20 protein-coding genes are annotated in these 23,636 nt (G+C 28.7%); 12 read left to right on the top strand and 8 right to left on the bottom strand.

Features of this window, described 5'->3' with window-relative positions; all coding sequences use genetic code 11:
• Nucleotides 1-117 precede the first annotated feature (117 nt).
• From BXQ17_RS09070 to BXQ17_RS09050, 5 genes are all read left to right on the top strand, one after another.
• The gene (locus BXQ17_RS09070; protein WP_077810338.1) at nt 118-1,134 is read left to right on the top strand and encodes a sugar phosphate nucleotidyltransferase; all 1,017 of its coding nucleotides are present in this window, start codon (nt 118-120) and stop codon (nt 1,132-1,134) included.
• A complete protein-coding gene (locus tag BXQ17_RS09065; protein WP_077810337.1) occupies nt 1,134-2,108 on the top strand; it encodes a lipopolysaccharide assembly protein LapB in 975 nt (324 codons plus the stop codon). The genes BXQ17_RS09070 and BXQ17_RS09065 overlap by 1 nt, the downstream gene beginning before the upstream one ends.
• A 25-nt stretch (nt 2,109-2,133) precedes the next feature.
• Complete coding sequence (locus BXQ17_RS09060) at nt 2,134-2,880, top strand: DUF4292 domain-containing protein (protein WP_254712357.1); 747 nt, start codon at nt 2,134-2,136, stop codon at nt 2,878-2,880.
• Nucleotides 2,880-4,115, top strand: coding sequence for a murein hydrolase activator EnvC (locus tag BXQ17_RS09055; protein WP_254712356.1), 1,236 nt, complete (start codon nt 2,880-2,882; stop codon nt 4,113-4,115). Before BXQ17_RS09060 ends, BXQ17_RS09055 begins: the two co-directional genes overlap by 1 nt.
• Before the next feature lie 134 nt (nt 4,116-4,249).
• Nucleotides 4,250-4,810 carry a type 1 glutamine amidotransferase domain-containing protein gene (locus BXQ17_RS09050; protein ID WP_077810335.1) on the top strand — a complete coding sequence of 187 codons (561 nt, stop codon included), beginning with the start codon at nt 4,250-4,252 and terminating at the stop codon, nt 4,808-4,810.
• A gap of 45 nt (nt 4,811-4,855) precedes the next feature.
• On the opposite strand, the gene BXQ17_RS09045 is transcribed toward BXQ17_RS09050, so the two are convergent.
• The 3 genes from BXQ17_RS09045 to BXQ17_RS09035 form a co-directional block, all read right to left on the bottom strand.
• A complete protein-coding gene (locus tag BXQ17_RS09045) occupies nt 4,856-5,347 on the bottom strand; it encodes a mechanosensitive ion channel domain-containing protein (RefSeq protein WP_077810334.1) in 492 nt (163 codons plus the stop codon).
• Between the two features lie 12 nt (nt 5,348-5,359).
• Entirely contained in the window at nt 5,360-5,869 is a 510-nt protein-coding gene (locus BXQ17_RS09040) for an acyl-CoA thioesterase (RefSeq protein ID WP_077810333.1), read from the bottom strand.
• A gap of 74 nt (nt 5,870-5,943) precedes the next feature.
• Nucleotides 5,944-6,855, bottom strand: coding sequence for an SPOR domain-containing protein (locus BXQ17_RS09035; RefSeq protein WP_077810332.1), 912 nt, complete (start codon nt 6,853-6,855; stop codon nt 5,944-5,946).
• 95 nt (nt 6,856-6,950) lie between these two features.
• Between BXQ17_RS09035 and dprA the strand changes: the two genes are divergently transcribed.
• Both dprA and BXQ17_RS09025 read left to right on the top strand, forming a co-directional pair.
• The gene (gene dprA / locus BXQ17_RS09030) at nt 6,951-8,051 is read left to right on the top strand and encodes a DNA-processing protein DprA (RefSeq protein WP_187661388.1); all 1,101 of its coding nucleotides are present in this window, start codon (nt 6,951-6,953) and stop codon (nt 8,049-8,051) included.
• 34 nt (nt 8,052-8,085) lie between these two features.
• On the top strand, nt 8,086-9,153 hold the full coding sequence (locus tag BXQ17_RS09025) for a hypothetical protein (protein WP_077810330.1): 1,068 nt from the start codon (nt 8,086-8,088) through the stop codon (nt 9,151-9,153).
• Nucleotides 9,154-9,361: 208 nt separating this feature from the next.
• Here the strand turns inward: BXQ17_RS09025 and BXQ17_RS09020 are convergent, their stop codons facing one another.
• Both BXQ17_RS09020 and BXQ17_RS09015 read right to left on the bottom strand, forming a co-directional pair.
• Nucleotides 9,362-10,207, bottom strand: a complete 846-nt coding sequence (locus tag BXQ17_RS09020) for an energy transducer TonB (protein WP_187661387.1) — start codon at nt 10,205-10,207, stop codon at nt 9,362-9,364.
• A 121-nt stretch (nt 10,208-10,328) separates the two neighbouring features.
• Nucleotides 10,329-11,186 carry a DMT family transporter gene (locus BXQ17_RS09015; protein WP_077810328.1) on the bottom strand — a complete coding sequence of 286 codons (858 nt, stop codon included), beginning with the start codon at nt 11,184-11,186 and terminating at the stop codon, nt 10,329-10,331.
• Between the two features lie 282 nt (nt 11,187-11,468).
• Between BXQ17_RS09015 and BXQ17_RS09010 the strand changes: the two genes are divergently transcribed.
• Nucleotides 11,469-12,005, top strand: a complete 537-nt coding sequence (locus BXQ17_RS09010) for a hypothetical protein (protein ID WP_077810327.1) — start codon at nt 11,469-11,471, stop codon at nt 12,003-12,005.
• Between the two features lie 69 nt (nt 12,006-12,074).
• Here the strand turns inward: BXQ17_RS09010 and mfd are convergent, their stop codons facing one another.
• Complete coding sequence (mfd, locus tag BXQ17_RS09005) at nt 12,075-15,404, bottom strand: transcription-repair coupling factor (protein WP_077810326.1); 3,330 nt, start codon at nt 15,402-15,404, stop codon at nt 12,075-12,077.
• A 122-nt stretch (nt 15,405-15,526) separates the two neighbouring features.
• Here mfd and BXQ17_RS09000 point away from each other — a divergent pair, with 122 nt between their 5' ends.
• Complete coding sequence (locus tag BXQ17_RS09000) at nt 15,527-16,066, top strand: hypothetical protein (protein WP_077810325.1); 540 nt, start codon at nt 15,527-15,529, stop codon at nt 16,064-16,066.
• Here BXQ17_RS09000 and BXQ17_RS08995 read toward each other — a convergent pair.
• Nucleotides 16,063-16,536, bottom strand: a complete 474-nt coding sequence (locus BXQ17_RS08995; RefSeq protein WP_077810324.1) for a thioredoxin fold domain-containing protein — start codon at nt 16,534-16,536, stop codon at nt 16,063-16,065. The two genes, BXQ17_RS09000 and BXQ17_RS08995, sit on opposite strands and share 4 nt — an antisense overlap.
• A gap of 4 nt (nt 16,537-16,540) precedes the next feature.
• Nucleotides 16,541-18,784, bottom strand: coding sequence for a TonB-dependent receptor (locus tag BXQ17_RS08990; protein ID WP_077810323.1), 2,244 nt, complete (start codon nt 18,782-18,784; stop codon nt 16,541-16,543).
• 106 nt (nt 18,785-18,890) lie between these two features.
• On the opposite strand from BXQ17_RS08990, the gene BXQ17_RS08985 reads away from it, so the two are divergent.
• The 3 genes from BXQ17_RS08985 to BXQ17_RS08975 all read left to right on the top strand — a co-directional run bounded on the left by BXQ17_RS08985 (nt 18,891) and on the right by BXQ17_RS08975 (nt 23,602).
• The gene (locus BXQ17_RS08985) at nt 18,891-19,547 is read left to right on the top strand and encodes a metal-dependent transcriptional regulator (protein WP_077810322.1); all 657 of its coding nucleotides are present in this window, start codon (nt 18,891-18,893) and stop codon (nt 19,545-19,547) included.
• The gene (locus BXQ17_RS08980; RefSeq protein WP_077810321.1) at nt 19,544-20,380 is read left to right on the top strand and encodes a ZIP family metal transporter; all 837 of its coding nucleotides are present in this window, start codon (nt 19,544-19,546) and stop codon (nt 20,378-20,380) included. Before BXQ17_RS08985 ends, BXQ17_RS08980 begins: the two co-directional genes overlap by 4 nt.
• Before the next feature lie 78 nt (nt 20,381-20,458).
• Nucleotides 20,459-23,602: a UvrD-helicase domain-containing protein gene (locus BXQ17_RS08975; protein ID WP_077810320.1), complete on the top strand. Its 3,144-nt coding sequence runs from the start codon at nt 20,459-20,461 to the stop codon at nt 23,600-23,602.
• The last annotated feature ends 34 nt before the right edge of the window (nt 23,603-23,636 follow it).

Here is a 23,636-nt window from a genome sequence, read left to right as displayed (position 1 = left end):
AGTAAAACCTGTGAATAGATTTTTCTTGTGAAAATCATTCTGCTTTAATAGATTCAATTTTTTTTAAAATCTTTTTAATAATGGTATATTGCAACGATAATTTTTGATAAAAAGAACATGAAGATAATAGTACCAATGGCCGGAATAGGTTCTCGTTTAAGACCACATACATTAACAGTTCCTAAACCTTTAACCGTAATCGCAGGAAAGCCAATTGTGCAAAGACTTGTAGAAGATATTGCATCTGTGGTTGATGAAGAAATAGAAGAAATTGCGTTTATTATTGGTCCTGCAAAAAAAGGATTTCCAGCAAATACAAAAGATAATTTATTAGAAATAGCCAAAGAATTAGGTGCTAAAGGTTCTGTTTACGTTCAAGAAGAAGCATTAGGAACTGCGCATGCATTATTTTGTGCTAAAGATTCATTAAGCGGTCCTTGTGTTGTTGCTTACGCAGATACATTATTTAAAGCAGATTTTAAATTAGATTCTAATGCAGATGGTGCAATTTGGGTAAAGCAAGTAGAAGACCCGAGTGCTTTTGGTGTGGTAAAATTAGAAGATGGTTTTATTACCGATTTCGTAGAAAAGCCAAAAGAGTTTGTTTCTGATTTAGCAATAATTGGTATATACTACTTTAAAGACGGTGATAGAGTTAGAGATGAAATTCAGTATTTAATTGACAACGATTTAAAAGAGAATAACGAGTTTCAGCTTACAAATGTTTTAGAAACATTAAAAAAAGACGGCGCTAAATTTATTCCAGGAACAGTAAATACTTGGATGGATTGTGGTAAAAAAGATCCAACAGTAGATACCAACAAACAAGTTTTAGATTTTGAACATAAAGCTGGTAATAATTTGGTGTCTAAAGACGTTGTATTAGAGAATTCTGAAATTGTAGAACCTTGTTTTATTGGTAAAAATGTTGTGCTTAAAAACACAAAAATTGGTCCTTACGTTTCTATTGGAGAAAATAGTGTTGTAGAAAACGCAACCATAACAAACTCTTTAATACAAACAAATGTTCTAATTTCGAATGCAAAATTAGACAATGCAATGATTGGTAATCATGCAAAATATAACGGTAAATATACTTCAGTAAGTATTGGTGATTATACAGAGTTAATCTAATGGGTTTTATAAAAAAAGAAATAAATAAATTAAAAGAGGGGCAATTTCATAATTTTAAGTTGTCTCTTTTTTCTTTGTTCCTTTTTTTAATATCAATTAATGGTTTTGCACAAGATAGCATACCTGCGGCTGTAGATCTATCAGAAGAAAAAGAACTAATGTTTCAGCAGTTTTTCTTTAAAGCATTATCGCAAAAATCTATCGGTAATTATCAAAAATCGATAGAAAATTTAGAAAACTGTAATCAAATATTACCTAACAATAGTGTTGTTTTTTTTGAGTTTTCTAAGAACTATTTAGAATTGAATAAAAAGCTTTTAGCTAAAGAATATATTAAAAGAGCCATCGACCAAGAGCCTAAAAATATTTGGTTACAAAAGCATTTAGTTAAAATTAATGTTGCTTATAGAGATTTTTCTGAAGCAATTAGAGTTCAGAAAAGTATTGCTACTATCAATAAAAAAGAACGCGAATATTTAGTGAGGCTTTATTTGAAAAATAGAGATTTTAAAAACGCTATACAACTAATGGAGGTTTTAGAAGATGAAAATTCTTTGTCTTCTAGTTTAAAAAAAATAAAAGATAATTTACAACAAACCAGAAAAGCAAGACCTGTAAAAAGCTCTGCTGTAAGTAATATTTTTAAACAGTTTGAAACCGATAAATCATATGTACTTTTAAAACAGATTTTAGAAAGTGTAAAACAAGATTCTGATTTATTATTAGATTATAGTAAAAAAGGAATTGCTTTGTTTCCTGCACAACCATTTGTGTATTTAATGAACGGTAAGGCTTTAAATGCAAAACAGAAGTTTAACGAAGCTATTACCTCTTTAAAAAATGGTATCGATTTTGTAATTGAAGATGATATGGAAGCCGATTTTTATAATGAAATGGCTGTTTCTTACAAAGGTTTAGGTAATACAATCGAAGAAAAAAAGTACAAACAGAAGTCAAAAAAGTTAAAAAAATAATATGCGATATCTAAAATATGTATTGATGCTAACTTTAGTTTTTACAGCTTGTAAATCGAAAAAGTTAGTTTTAGATGCTAATGTAAAAGCGAAAGAAATTTCTGCAAATAAGGTCGTTAGAAAACATGTTGCAGCAAATTTTAAAAAGGAAACTATAGACGCTAAGTTTAAAGCAAATTTTAATGATGGTAAAACAAACCAAAGCATTACCGTGTATTTAAAAATAACAAAAGACAAAGAAATATTTTTAAAAGGAACCAAATTTATAACGGTTTTTAAAGCTAAAATTACTCCAACATCAATTGCTTATTATTCGCCATATGCAAAGAATTATTTTGAAGGTGATTTTAAAATGCTAAAGAAAATTTTAGGTACAGAAATTAATTTCGAGCAATTACAAAGCTTGTTTTTAGGGCAAGCTATGTTAAATTTAAAGAAGAATAAGCAAAGTGTAGAAATTGTTAATAATTCTTACGTTCTTTCTCCTGTTGTAAAAGACGTTGTTGTTAATGTTTTTACAGCAGTAAATCCTAATCACTTTAAGTTAGATTTTCAAGCAATAACATCGCCATTAAAAAAAGAGAATTTAAAAATTAAGTATCCTTCTTATAAATTAATAGATAATACAGTTTTTCCATCAGAAATTAATATCACAGCAAAGCAAATTAACAAAACAACTAAGATTGATTTTACGTTAAAATCTGTTGAATTTAATACAGCATTAAACACATCTTTTTCTTTACCTAAAGGATATAAACGCATTAATTTATAGTGATAAAATTTCGTTTACTCATATCAATTTTTATTTTACTTTTTAGTTGTTTAACCGTATTTGGTCAAACAAAGAAAGAGTTAGAAGAACAGCGTAAAAGATTAAAAAAAGAAATTGTTCAGGTTAATAACTTGTTATTTAAAGAGCAAAAAAGAGAAAAAAATGTTCTTGAAGATTTAAAAGATTTAAATCAAAAAATAGATGTTAGGCAAAAATTAATAAGAACTATTAATTCTGAGGCTAAACTATTATCATCAGAAATAAATAAAAATAAGTCAGAAATTTCTAAGTTAGAAAAAGAACTTGCAGTGCTTAAAAAAGATTATGCAAGTATGATTTATAAATCTTACAAGAGTAAATCTCAGCAAAGTAGAATGATGTTTATTCTTTCTTCTCAGAACTTTTACCAAGCATACAAACGTTTAGAGTATATGAAACAATATACTTCGTTTAGAAAAAGACAAGGAGATCAAATAGGAGCGCAAACTTTGGTCATCAAAAAGAAAAACGACTCTTTATTTTATCAGAAACAGGTTAAAGACACTTTACTATCTATAGAAAAAGATCAGAAACAACAAATTGAGCTCGACAAGAAAAGTAAAGAACAATTAATTTCTACAATTAAAAAGAAAGAGCGCAAATATAAAAGAGAGATTCAGAATAAAATTAATGCTGAAAAAAGAATTGCAGAAAAAATAGATAAAATAGTTAAAGATGAAATTGCCAAAGCAAATAGATTGGCCAATGCAAAACTTAAAAACAAACCAAAAACAACCAAAAAGAACGAGTTTGTTTTGTCGCCAGAAGCTAAGGCTTTAGCCGCAAAATTTGAGCTTAATAAGGGTAAATTACCTTGGCCAATAGAAGAAGGTTTAATTACAAGAAGGTTTGGTAAACAATCGCATCCTATTTATCCTGGTATTACAATTAATAGTACAGGTTTACATATGATAACTAAAAAAGGTAAAAGTGCTCAAGCTATTTTTAATGGTAAAATTTTGAATGTTTTAGTAACATCAGGCGGTAAAAGAAACGTTTTAATACAGCACGGTAATTATATTACATCGTATAATAATTTAGAAAAATTGTATGTCAAAAAAGGCGATAATGTAAAAACGGGTCAAAAAATAGGACAAATTTTTACAGACAAAGTTTCTGGTAAAACTACTTTAATATTTGTGTTGTACAAAAACACAACAAAGCTTAATCCTGCTTCATGGATTCTTAAAAGATAAATTTTAGAATTTTTTATTTGTGTCAATTATTAAATTGATTGCAATAATGTTTGCTTTTTATAGTGTCTATTTTTGTGTAAGAATTTAGAAAACATCTAGATTCTGTATTTTATTAATTAAAAAATTACATTAAAATGGAAAACTTAAATAGAAAGACTGTTGCGATTTTAGCAACTAATGGATTTGAAGAAAGTGAATTAAGCGAACCAAAAAAAGCTTTAGAAAAAGCAGGAGCAACAGTAGAAATTGTTTCTTTAGAATCTGGAGAGATTAAATCATGGAACGATGGTAATTGGGGTAAAAATTACAAAGTAGATAAAACTTTAGATGAGGTTTCTCAATCTGATTATAATGCATTAATGTTACCTGGCGGAGTTATAAATCCTGATGTTTTACGTAGAGATAAAAATGCAGTTGAATTTGTAAAATCATTTTTCGAAAACCATAAACCAGTTGCAGCAATTTGTCATGCGCCTTGGTTATTGGCAGAAGCGGGTGTTTTAGAAGGAAGAAAAATTACATCTTTTAATTCTATTAAAACAGATATGATTAATGCTGGTGCAAATTGGGTAGACGAAGAGGTTGTTGTAGATGAAGGTTTGGTAACAAGCAGAAATCCTAAAGATTTGCCAGCTTTTAATAATAAATTAGTAGAAGAGGTTTACGAGGGTAAGCATGAGGCTCAAATGGCATAATTAGAATGTTAGAATAAAAAAAGCGCAATTTAATTGCGCTTTTTTTTATTTGTATTTTATATTTTTTTGAAGAATTATAGAGTTTGGTACTGTTAAAAATTCATCATCTTTAGTTTTTAGAGTGATAAAAAAGGCACCAATATCTCTTATTTCTCCGGTAATGTTATTATCTTTTTCTAAAATGGTTATTGTGTCTCCTATTTTAACTGGGTAATTAATGTATAAAATTATACCAGCAGTTATATTAGATAAAATAGACCATTGAGCAAAAAACGCAATACCTAAAATAGTTAAAAACGAAGAAATATAAATTAACAATTGCTTTTCATCTACACCCCAAATAAATGCAATTACTACAATTGTGGTTATGTATATAAGAATTGTTATAATCTTATTTGTAACAAGAATTCTTGCATTTTGAAAGCCGAATTTTGTTTGAATTTTTTTTAGAGAATTTGTTATAAACAATCTTAAAAAAAAGGCAATTACTAAAATAATTACAGATTCTAAAATCTTAAAATGATTTAAAAACTCCATTGATATTAATTTCTATTGAAATAATGCTTTAAGTTCTGTAGCTTCGTTTGGTGTTAATCTACCAGCTAACACTAAACTTAATTGTTTACGTCTTAGAGCGCCTTCAAAACGTTCTTTTTCTAAGTCTGTTTCTGGTTCTATTTGTGCTATTTGTACAGGTTTACCTGTTTCATCTACAGCCACAAAAGTGTAAATGCCTTCGTTTACTTTAGTTCTATGTCTAGATTGTCTGTCTTCTATCCAAACATCAACATAAACTTCCATAGAAGATTTAAAGGCTCTAGATACTTTAGCTTCAACTGTAACAACGCTACCAACAGGTACAGATTTGTTAAATGCAACATGGTTTACAGATGCTGTAACCACAATTCTTCTAGAGTGTCTTCTTGCTGCAATACTGCAGGCTCTATCCATTCTTGCTAGTAATTCTCCTCCAAAAAGATTGTCTAAATAGTTAGTTTCTCCTGGTAAAACTAAATCTGTTAATATGGTTAAAGATTCTTTAGGTGATTTTGCTTCCATCAAAAAATAAATTTTTGCAAAGATACGTAATCACACTTTTAAAAGTGATGTAAAATAGCTAAAGAAAACTGAAATTATTTAACGGCTTTAACTAATAACCAAGCGTCTTTAGAAACTGTTCTTTTGATCTTGTTTAGGTTGTTGATGGCGTCATTTTTATCAGCATAACTATTAAAAGTAACTTGGGTTAATCCCCATTTGTTTACACCAATAATTTTAGCATCAAAACCCTTTGCAATTAGTTCTTTTACTTTGGTTTCTGCATTTTCTGGTATTTGAAAAGCGCCAGCTACCACATGGTAAGGTTTGGCAATTTCTTTAACCACATTTAATTCTAAAGTTGGTAACGGATTAGAAATTACAAAAGTTGCAGATTGAATCTTTTTTTCTAATTCTTTTTGCTGATTTGCAAAAACCTCTTGTTGCTTGTTTTGTTGATAACCATTAAAACCAGCAAAACCCAATGTTAATAAAATAGCAGCAGAAGCAGCATATTTTACAAATGTTGGAATCACTTTTTTCTCTGCTGAACTAGTAACAGGAATTAAAGGTTTTACTTGTTGTTTGTATCTTTCTACGGCAGAAGTTTCTACGGTAGCTAAACCAAACGATGATGTTAAAAAGTTAACATTTTTTGTAGGTTCAAAAATAACTTGCTTACTCTCATTAAGAGAAATAACACCTAAGTTATTTAACGAAATTGAGTTTTTTTGAAGTTCTGTTTGCCACTTAATTACAGATAAAGAGATAGCTGTAGAAGCTTTCTCAAAAGAAATCTGCTCGCTAGAAGCTATATAGTTTGCCAATAAACCATCGTTATGTTTTATAAGACTATTAAACGTAATTTGTTTAGAAGGCGGATAAAAAGTGTTTGTGTTTTCATCTAATTTTGCATCAATTTTATTTGTTACAAAACCTCCAAAATCTGGTACAATTACGCAATCGTATCTGTATAATAAATCGTTTATGTAGTTGGCTAAATTCATATAAACAAATATATAATTTTAGACCTTTCGTAGAAAAAAGTTCTGTAAAAATTATCAACAATTTTTTTATATATTGGTTGTCAAATTGTTAACTGTTGAAAGAAGAAAAATTGCTTGCAATCTTAAGATTGCAAAAAAGTAAAGCTGTAGGAGATATTTTAGCTAAGAAACTAATTGTAAATGTGGGAGATGTATCTCAAATATTTAAAGAAAAACCACAAAGTTTAGCTAAAATAAACGGTATTGGTAAAAATGTACTAAACCATCTTTTTGATAAAGAAAATTTAGAAAAAGCATTAGAAGAACTAAAATACATCAAAAAAAATAACATTAAGTATTCTTATTTTTTGGATGAAGATTATCCAGAGAATTTACAGCACTGTATAGATTCACCAATTCTACTTTTTAAAGATGGTACCATCGATTTTTCTAATAAAAAAATGATTTCTATTGTTGGTACTAGAAATATGAGTTCTTATGGTAGAGACTTTTGCAATAGTCTAATAAAAGATTTGGCAAGTTATAACCCCGTTATTGTTAGTGGTTTTGCTTATGGTGTAGATATTTGTGCGCACAAAGCTGCAATAGAAAACAACTTACAAACCATTGCGGTTTTGGCACATGGGTTTGATCAAATTTATCCTAAAGTACATAAAAAGTATATAAATGATGTAAATAAAAAAGGTGGTTTTTTAACTGAGTTTTGGCATGAAGAAGCGCCGTTAAGAGAAAATTTTTTAAAAAGAAATAGAATTGTTGCAGGTATTTCTAAAGCAACAATAATTATAGAATCTGCAGTAAAAGGAGGTTCTTTAGTAACTGCAGATATTGCCAATTCTTATAATAAAGATGTTTTTGCAGTACCAGGTAGAACTACAGATTTGTATAGCAAAGGGTGTAACCATTTAATTAAAACAAACAACGCATTTTTATTAAATTCTGCAGAAGATATTGTAAAAATATTAAACTGGGATATTCAAGAAAAACCTAAAACAATACAAAAACAATTGTTTATAGAGTTAGACGAAAAAGAACAAAAGATATATGATTTATTACATGCCAAAGGACAACAACTTTTAGATGTAATTGCATTAGAATGTAACATACCAACATGTCAATTATCGTCTATATTATTACAGCTAGAATTAAAAGGTGTTACAAAACCTTTACCCGGAAAGATGTTCGAATTGAGTTAAATATTCTTATTTTTGAGGAAAATCAATAGTAAAGATGGCGGTAGAGAAAAAATTGATGTCCAAAAAGAAACCCACATTTCCGGTAAATGAAATGTTTAACGCGTATCTTAAAAATTACAATAGAAACATTAAAATTTCTATTTTTTACGATGATTTATTAAGGTTTCAAGGTTCTGTAACAGTATATGATAAAAATGACGAAGATACACTTTGGGTAAGAACTTACTATTCTCAATTTGATAGAGAAGAAATAGATAGAAGTTTAAAAAAGGTGTATACAATGTTACATTCTGATGGTAATGATGACACAATTCCTTTTTTAAATGTAGATGCAATCGATTATTGTACGTTTGGGAATTCGAAACCTTTTAGAATTAAAATTCGTAATATTTTAAATGACAACTTTTCTTATTTTTATGTAAAAAAAGCAGATGCATCTCGTATCTATGGTTTAGAGTTAGAGCATATTTTATCTCCACATAATATGAATTTTCTAGTTTTTGGAGACACTTTAATTGAAGAACATATTGCCGGAATTCCGGGAGATGATTTTATTAGAGATTTTTTACCAAAATGTACAGAATCTCAAAAAGCACAAATTGCAAAAGAGTTTGTAAAATTTAAAGAAAGATGTTTGGTACGTCTTTTAGGTGATATGCGTTCGTATAATTACGTTATTACACCAACTCATGATTTTGATCATATTATATATAAGTTTAGAGCTATAGATTTTGATCAGCAGTCTTTTGAAGGAAACTTAAAAGTATACAACTTACAATTCATGAAAGAGAATTTTAAGATGGTAGAAATGGTTAGTAAAAAATTACAAAACGATTCTATTAGGCAATATAAATTAGAAGAGCGTTCTTTTATGGCAAAGAGAATGATTACTGCACCAAGAAGAACTGCAAGATTAATTAAATGTATGAAAGCAGATTCTATTTCGTATCCAGAAAATGTAAAGCTTTTAAAAGAGCATTTAATCAAATATGTTGGTGATGTAAAGTTTAAAGATTGCGAAAATATGGGAGAAATTTTAGAAACTATTTTAGCTTTCGTAAAGCGTAATTATCTAAATATTAGTAATAAAGAGTTGTTTTAATAAACGTTTTCTTATTATTTTTTTTGAAGCTTTTTCCAGCTTTCGCTACTCAATCTTTTTGCAGAAAAAGCAAAAAGGATTTCAAACAAATAGCTCAATCTGGGCTAAACTTGTTTAAAAGCTTTTTGGTTTTATTTTTTTTAGTTGTTTTTTAAGTTACTATTACCAGACCTCACAGGTTTTTAAAACCTGTGAGGTCTAGAAAAGTTTATTCCACTTCAAAAGAAATAGGAAATATATAAGATGTTTTTATAACTTGATTTTGTTGTTTTCCAGGTATGAATTGTGGCAATTTCTCTAGCATTTTTTTTACTTCTTTTTTTAATTTAGGATGAGGTGCTCTTATCTTTATATCAGTTACATTTCTTTTTTTATCAATAACAAACCGTGTAAAAATTTTATATGTCCCTTTTTTTAAATCTAGGTTTTTAGTGATTTTTAAATCAAAATTTTCTTGCACAAATTTTTTCATTCTTTCATTAAAATCATCTCTAACTTCGCTTGTTGGTAATTTTTTAGCTTCTTTAAATCTTGGTGGTTCTTCAATAAGAACAAACCCAAAAGTTACCTCCTCAACTTCTTCATATTCAATGTCTCCATCAATAGTTACTTCACCGTCAATTACATGATTTTCAGCGACCTCTCCAACAGTCATCAATTCAATAATAGTATCCTTTTTATTTGGAGTTTTACAATCTATCCTTTTTTTGGTAACAGAATCAATTTCTCTAACAATTTTAGTAGTGTCAGAAATGATAATATTTTCTATTTTTTGCTTTTGTCCATCAGCATATTTACAGCTAAAAAGTGTTGTTCCCATTACAAAAAATAAAGCCAATATAAATAGTTTCTGAAATGTTAATTGTTGGCTAAAAGTTGTTTTTGGAATTTCAATAACTATGCTATCAAGTTGTTTTTTATAAAAATGCCCACAAACACGTTGGTTTTTATTTTCAACTAAATACTCTTTAATTTCTTTGGTAGATTTTTTAGTAAAATCTATAACTGTTTTGGCACAAGAGCTACAAAATCTACCTTTTTCTTTAGGTGTCATTGTGTTCCAATTTTCGTGACAAGGTTTGGGTATGGAAATCTTAAATTTAGAGTTCATATGGCTGGGTTTTACGAACTAAAAATCAAAGAAGATGGCAAAGTTAAAAATTTGTTAAAAAATATTATTTTTTGCTTCTAACGCTCTCAATAACAATAGTTAATAAAATCAAACTTCCACCAATAAAAGTAGAACTACTTGGTATTTCATTCACAAAAATAAAGGCTATAATAATCCCAAAAATAGGCTGTATACTACTTATAATACTTGCTGTTGTTGCAGAAAAATGTTGTAAAGAGTTCACCATTAATGTATGTCCAATTGCAGTTGTTAATAAAGCTACCAAAAGCAACCAAGGTAATTGACTTTCTATATTAGAATAATCACTAAAAAATAAGGTGGGTAGCAACAAAACACTAATAATCACCATTTGATAAAACATCAACATGCTACCATTGTATTTTTTTACATCTTCTTTTACCATTAAATTTCTGAGTGCATAAAAGAAAGCAGATAAAATACCCAATAAAACTCCTTGTAAATAAGTGTTTTCTATAGAAAATTCTGGAATTAAATTATACACACCTACAAGTACTAAAATAGCCATCAAAATATGTACTCCATCTATTTTTTTCTTGCTAAAAAAAGGTTCTATAAAAACTGTAATTATTGGGTAGGTATAAATGGATAACATTGCCAATGCTACATTACTTAATTTTAAAGCATAAAAATAAGTAACCCAATGTGCACCCATTAAGAATCCACCCATTAAAAAAGAGCGTTTGTCTTTTGCCGAATTTATTTTAAAACTAATTTTTTTAAACTTACAAAAGATGTAAATAAAAATAGATGCCAAAAATGCTCTACATAAAATTATTGCCTCTGCAGGCATTGCAATATACCTTCCTAAAACCCCAGAAGTACTTATAAAAAGAGTTCCTAACAGTAAAACTGATAAGTTTTTAGTGTAGTTGTTTTGCATTTGTTAGTTTTGGTTGTTATTTCATCTTTATGGAGAAATCATATATTAGAAGTTTATTTACCTTAATATTATATTTGAAATGATCCATAGTAAAATAATTATTATTTTACAAGGTAATTATATTTCTAGGATTTTTAAATAAATAAAAATTGCATTTAGATAATAAAACCATTTTTTTAGAATATTTCGCAATAAAAAAACATCTAAAATTATTTATTTGATAAATAACTTTGTTATTATTATTATTATTGTGATATTATTAATCACTAAAAATGCCTATTTATGAAAAAGTCAACCCAATTATTATTTTTAATTTTATGTGTAATTTTTTTTAACTGTAGTTCTGGAGAAGAAAATATAAAAGTAGAGAAAGTTAACGTTGAAAACTTAAACTTGCAGTTACCTGACCTTATTAGTTTATTAGAAGAAACACAAGGTAAAGTCAAATCACTATCAAAGAGTTTACCTGGCTTTGATTTTTATTTCACTTCAGAAAGTGATATGGTTTCTATGGATAAAGGATGTTTTACAGTAAATGTTAGGGTTTACTTTCATGACGGGATAACATCGCAAAAAACATTAGTTGCAAGTGAAAACGTAAAATTAGGAGATTGTGATGAAGAACAAAACAAGTCTACTTCAAAAAAGTATAATGACGATTGTGAAAGTTTTACTTTAGATAACGGAGATAGATTTATTAATAATGGTATAAAAACACCATATTGTATGAAACAGTTGATGAAATACGACATAATTAAAGATCTTTATACCAAATCTATTAATAAATTGATTGGAAAACGTGGGAAAAGTAATATTTAATTGATGTTTTACATTTAAAATATATGAAGAGTAAATTATATAAATTTGCTCTTTTTTTTATGTGAAGAATTAAATTTTATTCAAAAACCCAAAGGCTTTTTGTATTGTATCAATTTTTATAAACGTAATTAGCAAACGCAATCCGTTTTTAGTTTGTTTTTCTTTCATTACACAGCTTTTAGGATTTTGCTGTACGTACTTTAACATTCTAGAAAACGCTTCTGTTTGATAAAAATCGCTTTGTTGGTCAGATACAAAATAGCCAATCATTCTTTTTTGCTTTAGTACAATTTTTTCTAAACCTAAGTCTTTTGCCAACCATTTTATTCTTACAGAATCTAATAAATCTTCAACCTGTGTGGGTATTTCTCCAAATCTGTCTATAATTTCTGTTTCAAAATTTTGTAATTCTTCTTCAGTTTCTAATGTGCTTAGTTTGTTGTATAAAGCTAACCTTTCAGTAACTGAATTTATGTAATCATCTGGAAACAATATTTCAAAATCGGTGTCTATTTGTACTTCTTTTACAAATTCTTTTGGTTTAGAAGCATCTGTTGGATATAACTCTCTAAACTCGTTTTCCTTTAATTCTTCAATAGCTTCTTGTAATATTTTTTGATAGGTGTCAAACCCAATTTCGTTTATAAAACCACTTTGTTCGCCACCTAATAAATCTCCTGCACCACGAATTTCTAAATCTTTCATGGCAATGTTAATACCACTTCCTAAATCAGAAAATAAAACTAGTGCTTCTATACGTTTTCTGGCATCATCTGTCATCATATGATAAGGTGGTGTAATAAAATAACAGAATGCTTTTTTGTTAGACCTACCAACTCTACCACGCATTTGATGCAAGTCAGACAATCCAAAATTATTAGCATTATTTATAAAAATGGTATTGGCATTTGGTACATCTAAACCACTTTCTATAATAGTTGTAGAAACCAAAACATCAAAATCACCATTCATAAAACCAAGCATTAATTCTTCTAATTTTTTGCCTTCCATTTGTCCATGTCCAATACCAATTTTTGCAGAAGGAATTAGACGTTGCAACAAACCAGCAACTTCTTTAATGTTTTCTATTCTATTATGAATAAAAAATACTTGTCCACCTCTAGAAATTTCATAAGAAATGGCATCTCTAATGGTTTCCTCAGAAAAACGAATTACATGACTCTCAATAGGATGTCTGTTGGGTGGAGGTGTTTTAATTACTGATAAATCTCTTGCAGCCATTAAACTAAATTGCAATGTTCTAGGAATAGGGGTTGCAGTTAAGGTTAAGGTATCTACATTTTCTTTTAATGTTTTTAATTTGTCTTTTACAGCCACTCCAAACTTTTGTTCTTCATCAATAATTAAAAGCCCTAAATTTTTAAATTTAATTCTTTGATTTGTTAATTGATGCGTACCAATAATTATGTCTACAGAACCATCGTTTACGCCATTAATTGCTTCAGTTTTTTGTTTTGCGGTTCTAAATCTATTTAAATAATCGATTCTTACAGGAAAATCTTTTAACCTTTCTGAAAACGTTTTGTAATGTTGAAAAGCTAAAATAGTTGTAGGAACTAAAATTGCAACTTGTTTACCATTATCTACAGCTTTAAAAGCTGCTCTTACAGCAACTTCTGTTTTACCAAAACCAACATCACCACAAACCAATCTATCCATTGGTTGTTCCTTTTCCATATCATTTTTTACATCTTGTGTTGCTGTAAATTGATCTGGTGTATCTTCATACATAAAACTACCTTCTAGTTCATGTTGAATGTGCGTATCTGGACCAAAAGCAAAGCCTTTCTGTAGTTTTCTTTTTGCGTAAAGTTGTATTAAATTAAAGGCAACGTGTTTAACTCTTGCTTTGGTTTTCTGTTTAATTTTTTTCCAAGCTCCAGAACCTAATTTATATATTTTTGGCGCTTTACCATCTTTGCCATTAAACTTAGAAATTTTGTGTAATGAGTGAATACTAACATATAATATGTCTCTTTCACCATAAATTAGTTTAATAGCTTCTTGTTTTTTTCCTTGAACATCAATTTTTTGTAAACCACCAAATTTTCCAATTCCGTGATCCATGTGTGTCACATAATCACCAATTTCTAATTTGTTTAATTCTTGAAGTGTAATTGCTTGTTTTTTTGCATAACCGTTCTTTAGTCTAAACTTATGGTAACGCTCAAAAATTTGATGATCTGTATAGCAGACTAACTTATTATCAACATCAACAAAACCTTGGTATAAAGGAAAAACTATGGTCTCATAATGGACCTCTTTGTCAGAATCTGCAAAAATATCATGAAAACGTTTTGCTTGCTGTTCGTTGGCACAAAAAATATAGTTGGTAAAATCTGCTTTATGATATTCTTCTAAGTTATCAATTAGTAAATTAAACTGCTTGTTAAATGATGGCTGCGGAATCGTGTTAAACTCAATAGCAACTTCTTCTTTATTTTGATTGCCAAAATCTACCAAAGTAAAATCTTGTAACTGATTTTTTATAAAGTTACCATCACAAAATAATTCTGATGGTTTTGCATGATTTATTTCTCTTGATAAATCATTAAAAGCATCTTCTGCTTTAGAGAAAAATTTATCTAAATTACCTGAAAGTAAATTTATGTTTTTTGTAAATATTGCTGTTTTTGAAGGGATGTATTTTAAAAAACTTTCTCTGCTTTCTTGCAGAGTTTTATTTTCTACATTTGGCATTATAGAAACCTTTTTAAGCTTTTCTTTAGAAAGTTGAGTTTCTACGTCAAAAGATCTAATACTATCTATTTCATCACCAAAAAATTCTATTCTATAAGGTTCATCATTAGAAAATGAGAAAACATCTATTATACCACCACGAACAGAAAAATCACCAGGTTCTGTTACAAAATCTACGCGCTTAAACTTATATTCAAACAAAACTTCATTTACAAAATCTAAAGATAAGTTTTCGCCAACAGTTACTTTTAATGTGTTTTTGTCTAATTCTTTTTTTGTAACTACTTTTTCGAAAAGAGCTGTAGGATATGTAACAATTACAGCAGGTTTTTTTCTAGAATTAATTCTATTTAAAACCTCAGAACGTAATAAAACATTAGCATTATCTGTTTCTTCTATTTGATAAGGTCTTCTGTAAGAACCAGGATAAAAAAGCACGTTTTTGTCTCCTAAAAGTTGTTCTAAATCATTTAAATAATAGGCAGCTTCTTCTTTATCATTAAAAATTAAAAGATAAGGTTTGTCTGCTTTTTTAAAAGTTTCTGATATCACAAAAGACAACGAAGATCCCACCAAATTCGATATTTGAAAATGGTTTTTTTCTTGTTTTAATTGTGCTACAATCTGCGATACACTCGCAGATGTTTGAAATTGATTTACAATATTCTGCTTGCTCAAAGTAAAATTTTTTGCAAATGTAGTGCGTATATTAATAAAAACCCATTATCTATTTTGTTTTCTTAAACTTTGCGATATATTTGTTAATAATGATGTGTAAATTATACTAACTACTTCAAATCATGAAAAATATAACAGCAATTATAGTTTTATTGTTTGTACACACAATTAGCATAAATGCTCAGACAGAAAAACAACCTTGGACCGCAGGAATAGGTTTTGCAGGTGCAAAATATTCTTTTGAAGCGGCTAAGATAGTTGGTGGGCAATTGGCACATCAAACGCCAAGGTTTAACGTTTCTAAATATATTTATAAAGGTTTAATTGCAGATGCAGCAGTTGCAACTACTGTTGGAGATAGCCAAAGTTATACAACTTTTGATGCTTCTTTAAGATACGATTTTGGTACTTCTTATGATAAAGTTGTACCCTATATTTTAGTAGGAGGAAGTTTTATAAGTGCAATAAGAACGACACCAACAGCAAATTTTGGTGCGGGTTCTACATTTTGGTTTAATCAGAAATATGGTTTAAACTTTCAATTAATGTATAAATTTTCTGAATCTAAATTCGAAAGTCAAAAATCTCATTTATATCCATCGGTTGGTTTGGTGTATAGTTTTGGATATAGATCTTTAAATCTAAGAATTTGGAACGATTAAAGTAGTTTTTCTAAAACTTTTCTGAATTTTTTAGAGTTATAAAAACCAACTAATTGCGCATCAATTTCTAAATTTGAGTTTAAAATAGTGGTTGTTGGATATGCAATTTTTTTATGATTCGTTGCAAGTGCTTTTGTAAGTTCATGAACGCCGGTATTCGATCCAGAAGGTAAATATTTAAAAATATTACCTAAAAAACGGATATCTTTTTTCTCTTCTCCGTTTAGTTTAATAAAATAGAAATGTTTGTTTAGTAACGCAATAACGTTGCTATTATTAAAAGTAGTTTGTTTCATTCCGAAGCAAATATTGCACCAATCTGTATAATTAAATACCACAATTGGCTTTGGTGTTTGCTTCATTTTTTTCTCAACTTCTTTAAAAGTATAAGTTTTTAATGATAGTTCTTTCTTTTGAGCAAAGCTAGAAATACATCCGAAGAAAATTAAAAGAATAAAATATTTTTTCATTGTTTTAAAAGAGTGTATATCGAACGCCTAAAAATAATCTTATGCCTTGATTTGAAGCATAAACATAACTTGGGTCGAATGCTAATTCTGGATTTTGTTCTGTATCGATACCTTTATCAAAAGGATTGCCAGCGTTATTAATACTATTTGCTGCTGGTGTAAAGTTTAATAGGTTTTTAATTCCGCCATAAGTTTCCCAATTAGATGAAAACTTTTTTGTTAGCTGAATATTTTGAATACTAAACCAAGGTGAATTGGCATCTCTTGTATCATTTTCTCCTAACAAAGGCAATCGCATTGGCCCATAAACATTACCCGTATAATCTAAAGTGTAATTATTGTTAAATCGATAAGAAACAGACCAAACACCACTAAAAGATTCTGTTAATAATTGTCTTTTTTTAATGTTGTTTTCGGTAATAGAAACATCCATAAGTGTTGCACCGGCATTAATTGTTAAACCGTTTGTAAATGTAAAATCTGTATTTAAAGAAATTCCTTTAGAAACCGAATGACCCTCTAGATTTGCATAGATAATTTTATTAGGATCAGTTTCGTAATCTGGTAGAATTCTATTATCAAAGTAAGTATAAAAAGCGCTAGCATCTAAAGTAATAAATGAATTGTCTGTATTTATTTTTTTTACAAAATTTACGTTTGCGTTCCATGAAGTTTCAGGATTTAATTCTCCATCGAATTCTACTTCTCTCGCGCCAGTTAAAGCCGCATGATCTTCTGTAAAAACATTGGCAACTCTAAATCCGTTACCAATACTTACTCTAAAAATGTTAGAATTATCTTTAGAATTCCATTTGTAATTTACTCTTGGCGATACAATGTTTCCGTGTAAACTATTATAATCCCATCTTGCACCCAATAATAATTTATTCTGAGAATTTAAAGTGATTTCATCTTGAACAAAAGCACCAGGTAAATGCGTAACAGACGGTTTGTTGGTAACACCATCTGTTTCTAAAGTTGCAAAAGTATTGTCTTCGTAATACGTGTATCTGTAGGCTAAGCCAAATAATAAATCGTGTTTTTTTGCAATTTTTTTATTGTAGATAAATTGTCCGAAACCTATTAATTGTTCTGCATTGTAACTGTCTGTGCCGTAAAAAGAATTCTGGTAATGCCCATTTGCACTAAATTGAAAACTGATATCTTCGGATGTTGGCAATTGATAAGTACCAAAAGTTTCCCATCTATTAGTATAAATACTTTCGCCGTATTTAACATCTGTACCTCTAAATTCTTTTTCCCAATCTAATTCTCCTCCCCAACGATCTTCGTATACAAATCGACCAGCAATTGTAAATAGTTTTTTGCTTTCTCTTTCGATATTAATTTTGTTGAAAACAGAAATTCTATTTTGAAGTGTTAAATCTGTAAAACCATCGTTGTTATTATCAATTCTATTTTGGTAGTTAAAGTAGTTTACACCTAAAAGACCGGTTGTTTTCTTAGAAATATTATATTTTACACCAATATCTGTATTAATTTCTCCCCAAGAACTTCCTAATGCATCAGCAGAAATAACAGGTGCATTAGATGTTTTTTTTGTGATTATATTTATGATTCCTCCAACGGCTTCAGAACCATATAATGTAGATGCAGGTCCTTTAACAACTTCTACTCGTTCTATTAGAGCTTGCGGAATTCCGGTTAAACCATAAACAGTCGAAAGTCCACTTACAATAGGCATTCCGTCAATTAAAACGAATGTATAAGGGCCCTCTAAACCATTTATGTGAATATCACCAGTATTGCAAACATTACAATTTAATTGTGGTCTTACACCGTTAACATTTTGAAGTGATTCGAAAATAGAAGGCGTAGGGTTTTTTTTAAAAAAAGTTTTGCTGTAGACTTCTACAGGAACAGGACTGTTAGATTTTGTTACAGGTCTTAAAGTTCCAGAAACTACAATTTCATCTAGATCATTGTTCTCGTTTAAGTCGAAGTTTTTAGTAATTGTAGATGCGTTTTTTACATTTATTTTTGCAGATTTTGATTTAAAGCCAATACTACTTGCTACAATTGTATAGACTCCATTTTCGATGTTTTGTAATTCAAAAAATCCGTTTTCATTAGAAGACGTTCCAATTTTTGTGTTTTTTAAATAGATATTTACATAAGGTAATGGCTTTCCGTTAGATGTAATTTTACCTTTAATAGAATTTAATTGTGCATTAGTAGTAAAAACACCTAAAATAAATAACAAGTAAAAATTTGCAAATATTTTCATTATTGTAAATATATTTTTTTACAAATATAACTTAATTTTTAGACTTGTCTAAAAATATATTTTGATAAAAATAAAAAGTATATATTTGTTGTCTAAATAAAAATGAATGTTTACCCTTTCTGAAGAAAATTATTTAAAAGCAATATATCATTTAGAATTAGATGCTAATAAAGGTATTAGTACAAATGCTATTGCAGAAAAATTAGCTACTAAAGCTTCTTCTGTTACAGATATGGTTAAAAAATTATCTGAAAAAGAAGTTGTTATCTATAAGAAGTACAAAGGGGTTACATTAACCGAGCTAGGAAAAACAATTGCAGCAAATGTTGTTAGAAAACACAGATTGTGGGAGGTTTTTTTAGTAGAAAAATTAAACTTTTCTTGGGATGAGGTGCATGATGTTGCAGAGCAATTAGAGCATATAAAATCGGCTAAATTAATAGATCAATTAGATAGTTTTTTAGGTTTTCCTACACACGATCCTCACGGAGATCCTATACCAGATAAAGATGGTAATTTAAAAACGATAGAGAAAAGTTTATTAGCTACGTTATCTAAAAATGAAAGTGGTATTTGTGTTGGGGTTGATGATTCTTCATCAGAGTTTTTACAGTTTTTAGATAAAAAAGGAATAACATTGGGTAAGAAAATTACCATTATAGATAAAGAAGATTTCGATAATTCATTATCAATATTAATAGAAGATAAAAAACTAAATATTTCTAATAAAATAGCAAACAATTTATACATTAAAAAAGCATGAGTACATTTGATCAATTAGTTGATTTTGGAAAAGAACATCCAATTTTAGCAGCGCTTTACGCATCATTATTTACTTGGGGTTTAACTGCTGCAGGTGCCGCGTTAGTTTTCTTTTTTAAGAAAGCAAATAGGGCGGTTTTAGATGGTATGTTAGGTTTTACTGGTGGTGTTATGGTTGCGGCAAGTTTTTGGAGTTTGTTAGCGCCGGCTATAGAAAACAGTCCTGGAGAAGGTTTTGTGAAAGTTTTACCCGCGGCAGTTGGTTTTGGTTTAGGAGCTTTGTCTTTATTTGGTATGGATAAAATTTTACCACATTTACACATAAATTTTAAAGAAAGTGAAGCAGAAGGAGTAAAAACAGAATGGCATAAAACTACTTTATTGGTCTTGGCAATTACACTGCATAATATTCCAGAAGGTTTGGCAGTTGGTGTACTTTTTGGTGCAGCATCTACGTTAGTTGGTGTAGAGCAAACCGAAATGATTATAGCGGCAATTTCGTTAGCAATTGGTATCGGTATACAGAATTTTCCAGAAGGTTTTGCTGTTGCAATGCCTTTAAGAAGGCAAGGTGTAAGTAGGTTAAAAAGTTTTTGGTACGGACAAATGTCTGCAATTGTAGAACCCATTGCAGGGGTTTTAGGAGCCTTAGCTGTATCATTTTTTACACCGATTTTACCTTATGCGTTGGCATTTGCTGCAGGAGCAATGATTTTTGTTGTAGTAGAAGAAGTAATTCCAGAAACTCAAAGAGATAAATATACAGATATTGCTACACTTGGTTTTATAGGTGGTTTTATAGTAATGATGTCTTTAGATGTTGGTTTAGGTTAAAATCTTTATCAAAAAATATAATATTAAAAGCCAAACAATTTCTGTTTGGCTTTTTGTATTTTGCAATAAAATTTCGCAGTGCAACAACCTTCAACTTTTAATGTTTATAACGCTTCTGCCGGTAGCGGTAAAACTTTTACATTGGTAAAACAGTATTTAAAAGTACTGTTAACATCAGATAATATTTTTACGTTTCAAAATGTACTGGCAATTACTTTTACAAATAAAGCTGCTGGTGAAATGAAAGAACGAGTTCTTTTTAATTTAGAAGAATTTGCGGCTGGTAAACAAAATGATGTACTAAAGATTATTATTGATGAAACTTCTTTAGATAAAACATTAATTGTAGAGAGAAGTAAAAGAATTTTAGATGCAATTTTGCAAAATTACTCTGCATTTTCAATTACAACAATAGATAGTTTTACGCATAAAATTATTAAAAGTTTTGCATACGATTTAGGATTGTCTTTAAATTTTGAAGTAGAAATGGATGCAGTTTCTTTATTAAATGAAGCAGTAGATGTATTGATTTCTAAAATAGGAACGGATAAAAAATTAACCAAACTTTTAATTGATTATTCTCTTGATAAAACAGATGATGATAAATCTTGGGATATTTCAAATGATCTTAACGAGTTCTCTAGGGTTTTGTTAAACGAAGATGATGTAAAACATTTTAGAAAATTACAAGATAAGAGCTTAGATGATTTTTTTGAACTGAAAGAAAAACTTCAGCAAAAAAATAAAAAAATAGAAGCTTCTTTTGAGAAACTTGGTAATAAGGTTTTAAATTTTATAAATCAAAATGGTTTAAATATTTCTGATTTTGCATACACAGGTGAGTATTTTAAGCATTTCAAAAAATTTACAAAGTTAAGATTTCTTAAAAGTGAAGAGCTAAAATTTGATGGTAGATTAAATACTACAATAGAGAATGAAAAAAACTTATTTGCAGGCAAGACTTCTGCAGATGTTAAAGAACTAATTAAAGACATTTCTCCTGAATTAAGGGCTTTTTATTACGAATCTAAAGTATTGTATGAAAATAATTTTTCTGGGTATTTGTTAAACAAAATTGCTTTAAAAAGTATTATTCCTTTAGCTGTTTTAAACAATATAAATTCAGAATTAAACACTATAAAAGAAGATAATAATATTCGTTTAAATGCAGAGTTTAATCAATTAATTTCAGATAATATTAAAGACCAGCCTGCGCCATATATTTATGAAAGAATTGGGCAAAGGTTTCAGAATTATTTTATTGATGAAATGCAAGATACATCTGAGTTGCAATGGCAAAATTTAATTCCGTTAATAGACAATGCATTAGCGCAAGAAAATAGTAATTTGTTATTGGTTGGTGATGGTAAACAAGCAATTTACAGATGGCGAGGTGGAAAGGCAGAACAGTTTATCGATTTAGGATCTGAAAATGGTAACCCTTTTCATATTCAAAAAAATGTACAAAATTTAGAAACGAATTATCGAAGCTATTCTGAAGTAATTAATTTTAATAATTCATTTTTTCAACATACCGCTAAATTCATTCAAAATGAATCGTACAAAAAATTATTTGTAGAAGGTAATACGCAGTTAGAAAACTCTAAAAAAGGCGGGTATGTTTCTTTAAATTTTTTAGATAAATTAGAAAAAGATGAAGAGAAATTAAAGTATCCGAAAAAAGTTTTAGAGAAAATAAATCTCTTGAAAGAAGATTTTTATTTAAATGAAATTTGTGTTTTAACTCGTACTAAAAAAGACGGAATTGCAGTTGCCGATTATTTATCAGAAAACGGAATTTCTATAATTTCTTCTGAAACTTTACTTTTAAAAAACAATGCTAAAATTAACTTTATAATAGATGTTTTAAAAATTATTCAAAACCCTAAAGATGAAGAAAGGAGATTTGAGTTTTTATATTTTTTACATGAACATTTGCAAATTGAAATTCCAAAACATCAATTTTTTCAAAAACACATAAAATCCGATAATGCTACTATTTTTGCAGAACTGCAACAGCATAATATTGTATTTGATTACAATGTTTTTCAGCAAGCGCCTTTTTATGAGAAAATAGAAGAGATTGTTAGAGGGTTTTGTTTGGTGAATTCTTCGGATGCTTATATTCAGTTTTTCTTAGATGTAGTATTAGAGCAACAAAGAAAAGGTACAGAAATTGGCGACTTTTTAGAGTTTTGGGAATTAAAGAAAGACAAGTTGAGTATTGTGGCGTCAGAAAACTCAGATGCTGTTCAGGTAATGACGATTCATAAATCAAAAGGATTAGAGTTTCCTGTAGTAATTTTTCCTTGTGATGTAGAACTTTACAGGCAAATTAAGCCGAAAGTTTGGTTTAACGATTTGCCAGAAGATTACAATTTTAAAGAGCTTTTAATAGATTATAAGAAAGATTTAAGTTTAATAAATCAAAGAGGTTTAGATATTTTCAATCAACAAAGAGAAGAGTTAGAACTCGATAATTTTAATCTTTTATATGTAGCGTTAACAAGAGCTGTAGAGCAATTACATATTATTACCGAGAAGAAAATATCTGCAAAAGGTGTAGAAAGTGTTAATTATTATTCAGGTATTTTTATCAATTATTTAAAAGAACAAAATCTTTGGCAAGATGATCTTTTAGAGTATGAGTTTGGTGATGTTTCTCGTAAGGTAGAGAAAGTAAAACAAGCATCTTTATCAGAAGTGCATCAAAAATTTATTTCCAATCCGTGGCAAGAACACAATATTGTTTTGTTGGCAAGTGCTTCAAAATTATGGAATACAGAGCAAGGAAAAGCGATTGATTTTGGTAACTTGTTTCATGAGATTTTATCAAAAATAAAAACTAAAAACGATGTTGATTTTATTATAAATCAATATCATCAGCAAGGTTTTATCAATACAGAGCAGTTAGAATATATATTAAAAAGTGTAAATATTATTGTTAACCACAAAGATTTAAATAGTTATTTTTCTGATGAAGTAACCATTTTTAATGAGCGTGAAATTGTAGATTTTGATAATCAAATTATTATTCCGGACAGATTGGTGGTTAATTCAAAAAATGAAGCGATAATTATAGATTACAAAACCGGTGCGCCATTAAATGAACATCATCAGCAATTATTAAAATATGGAATTGTTTTAGAATCAATGCATTTTAATGTATCTAGAAAATTACTTGTTTACATAAATGATAAAATTGATGTTGTTGAAGTATAAACAAAAAAAATAAACTTTGTAACTTTGTTTTCTC

Origin of the sequence: Polaribacter sp. BM10 (assembly GCF_002005425.1) — a bacterium.
GTDB lineage: Bacteria > Bacteroidota > Bacteroidia > Flavobacteriales > Flavobacteriaceae > Polaribacter > Polaribacter marinaquae.
This window is presented reverse-complemented; position numbering and strand designations above follow the sequence as displayed.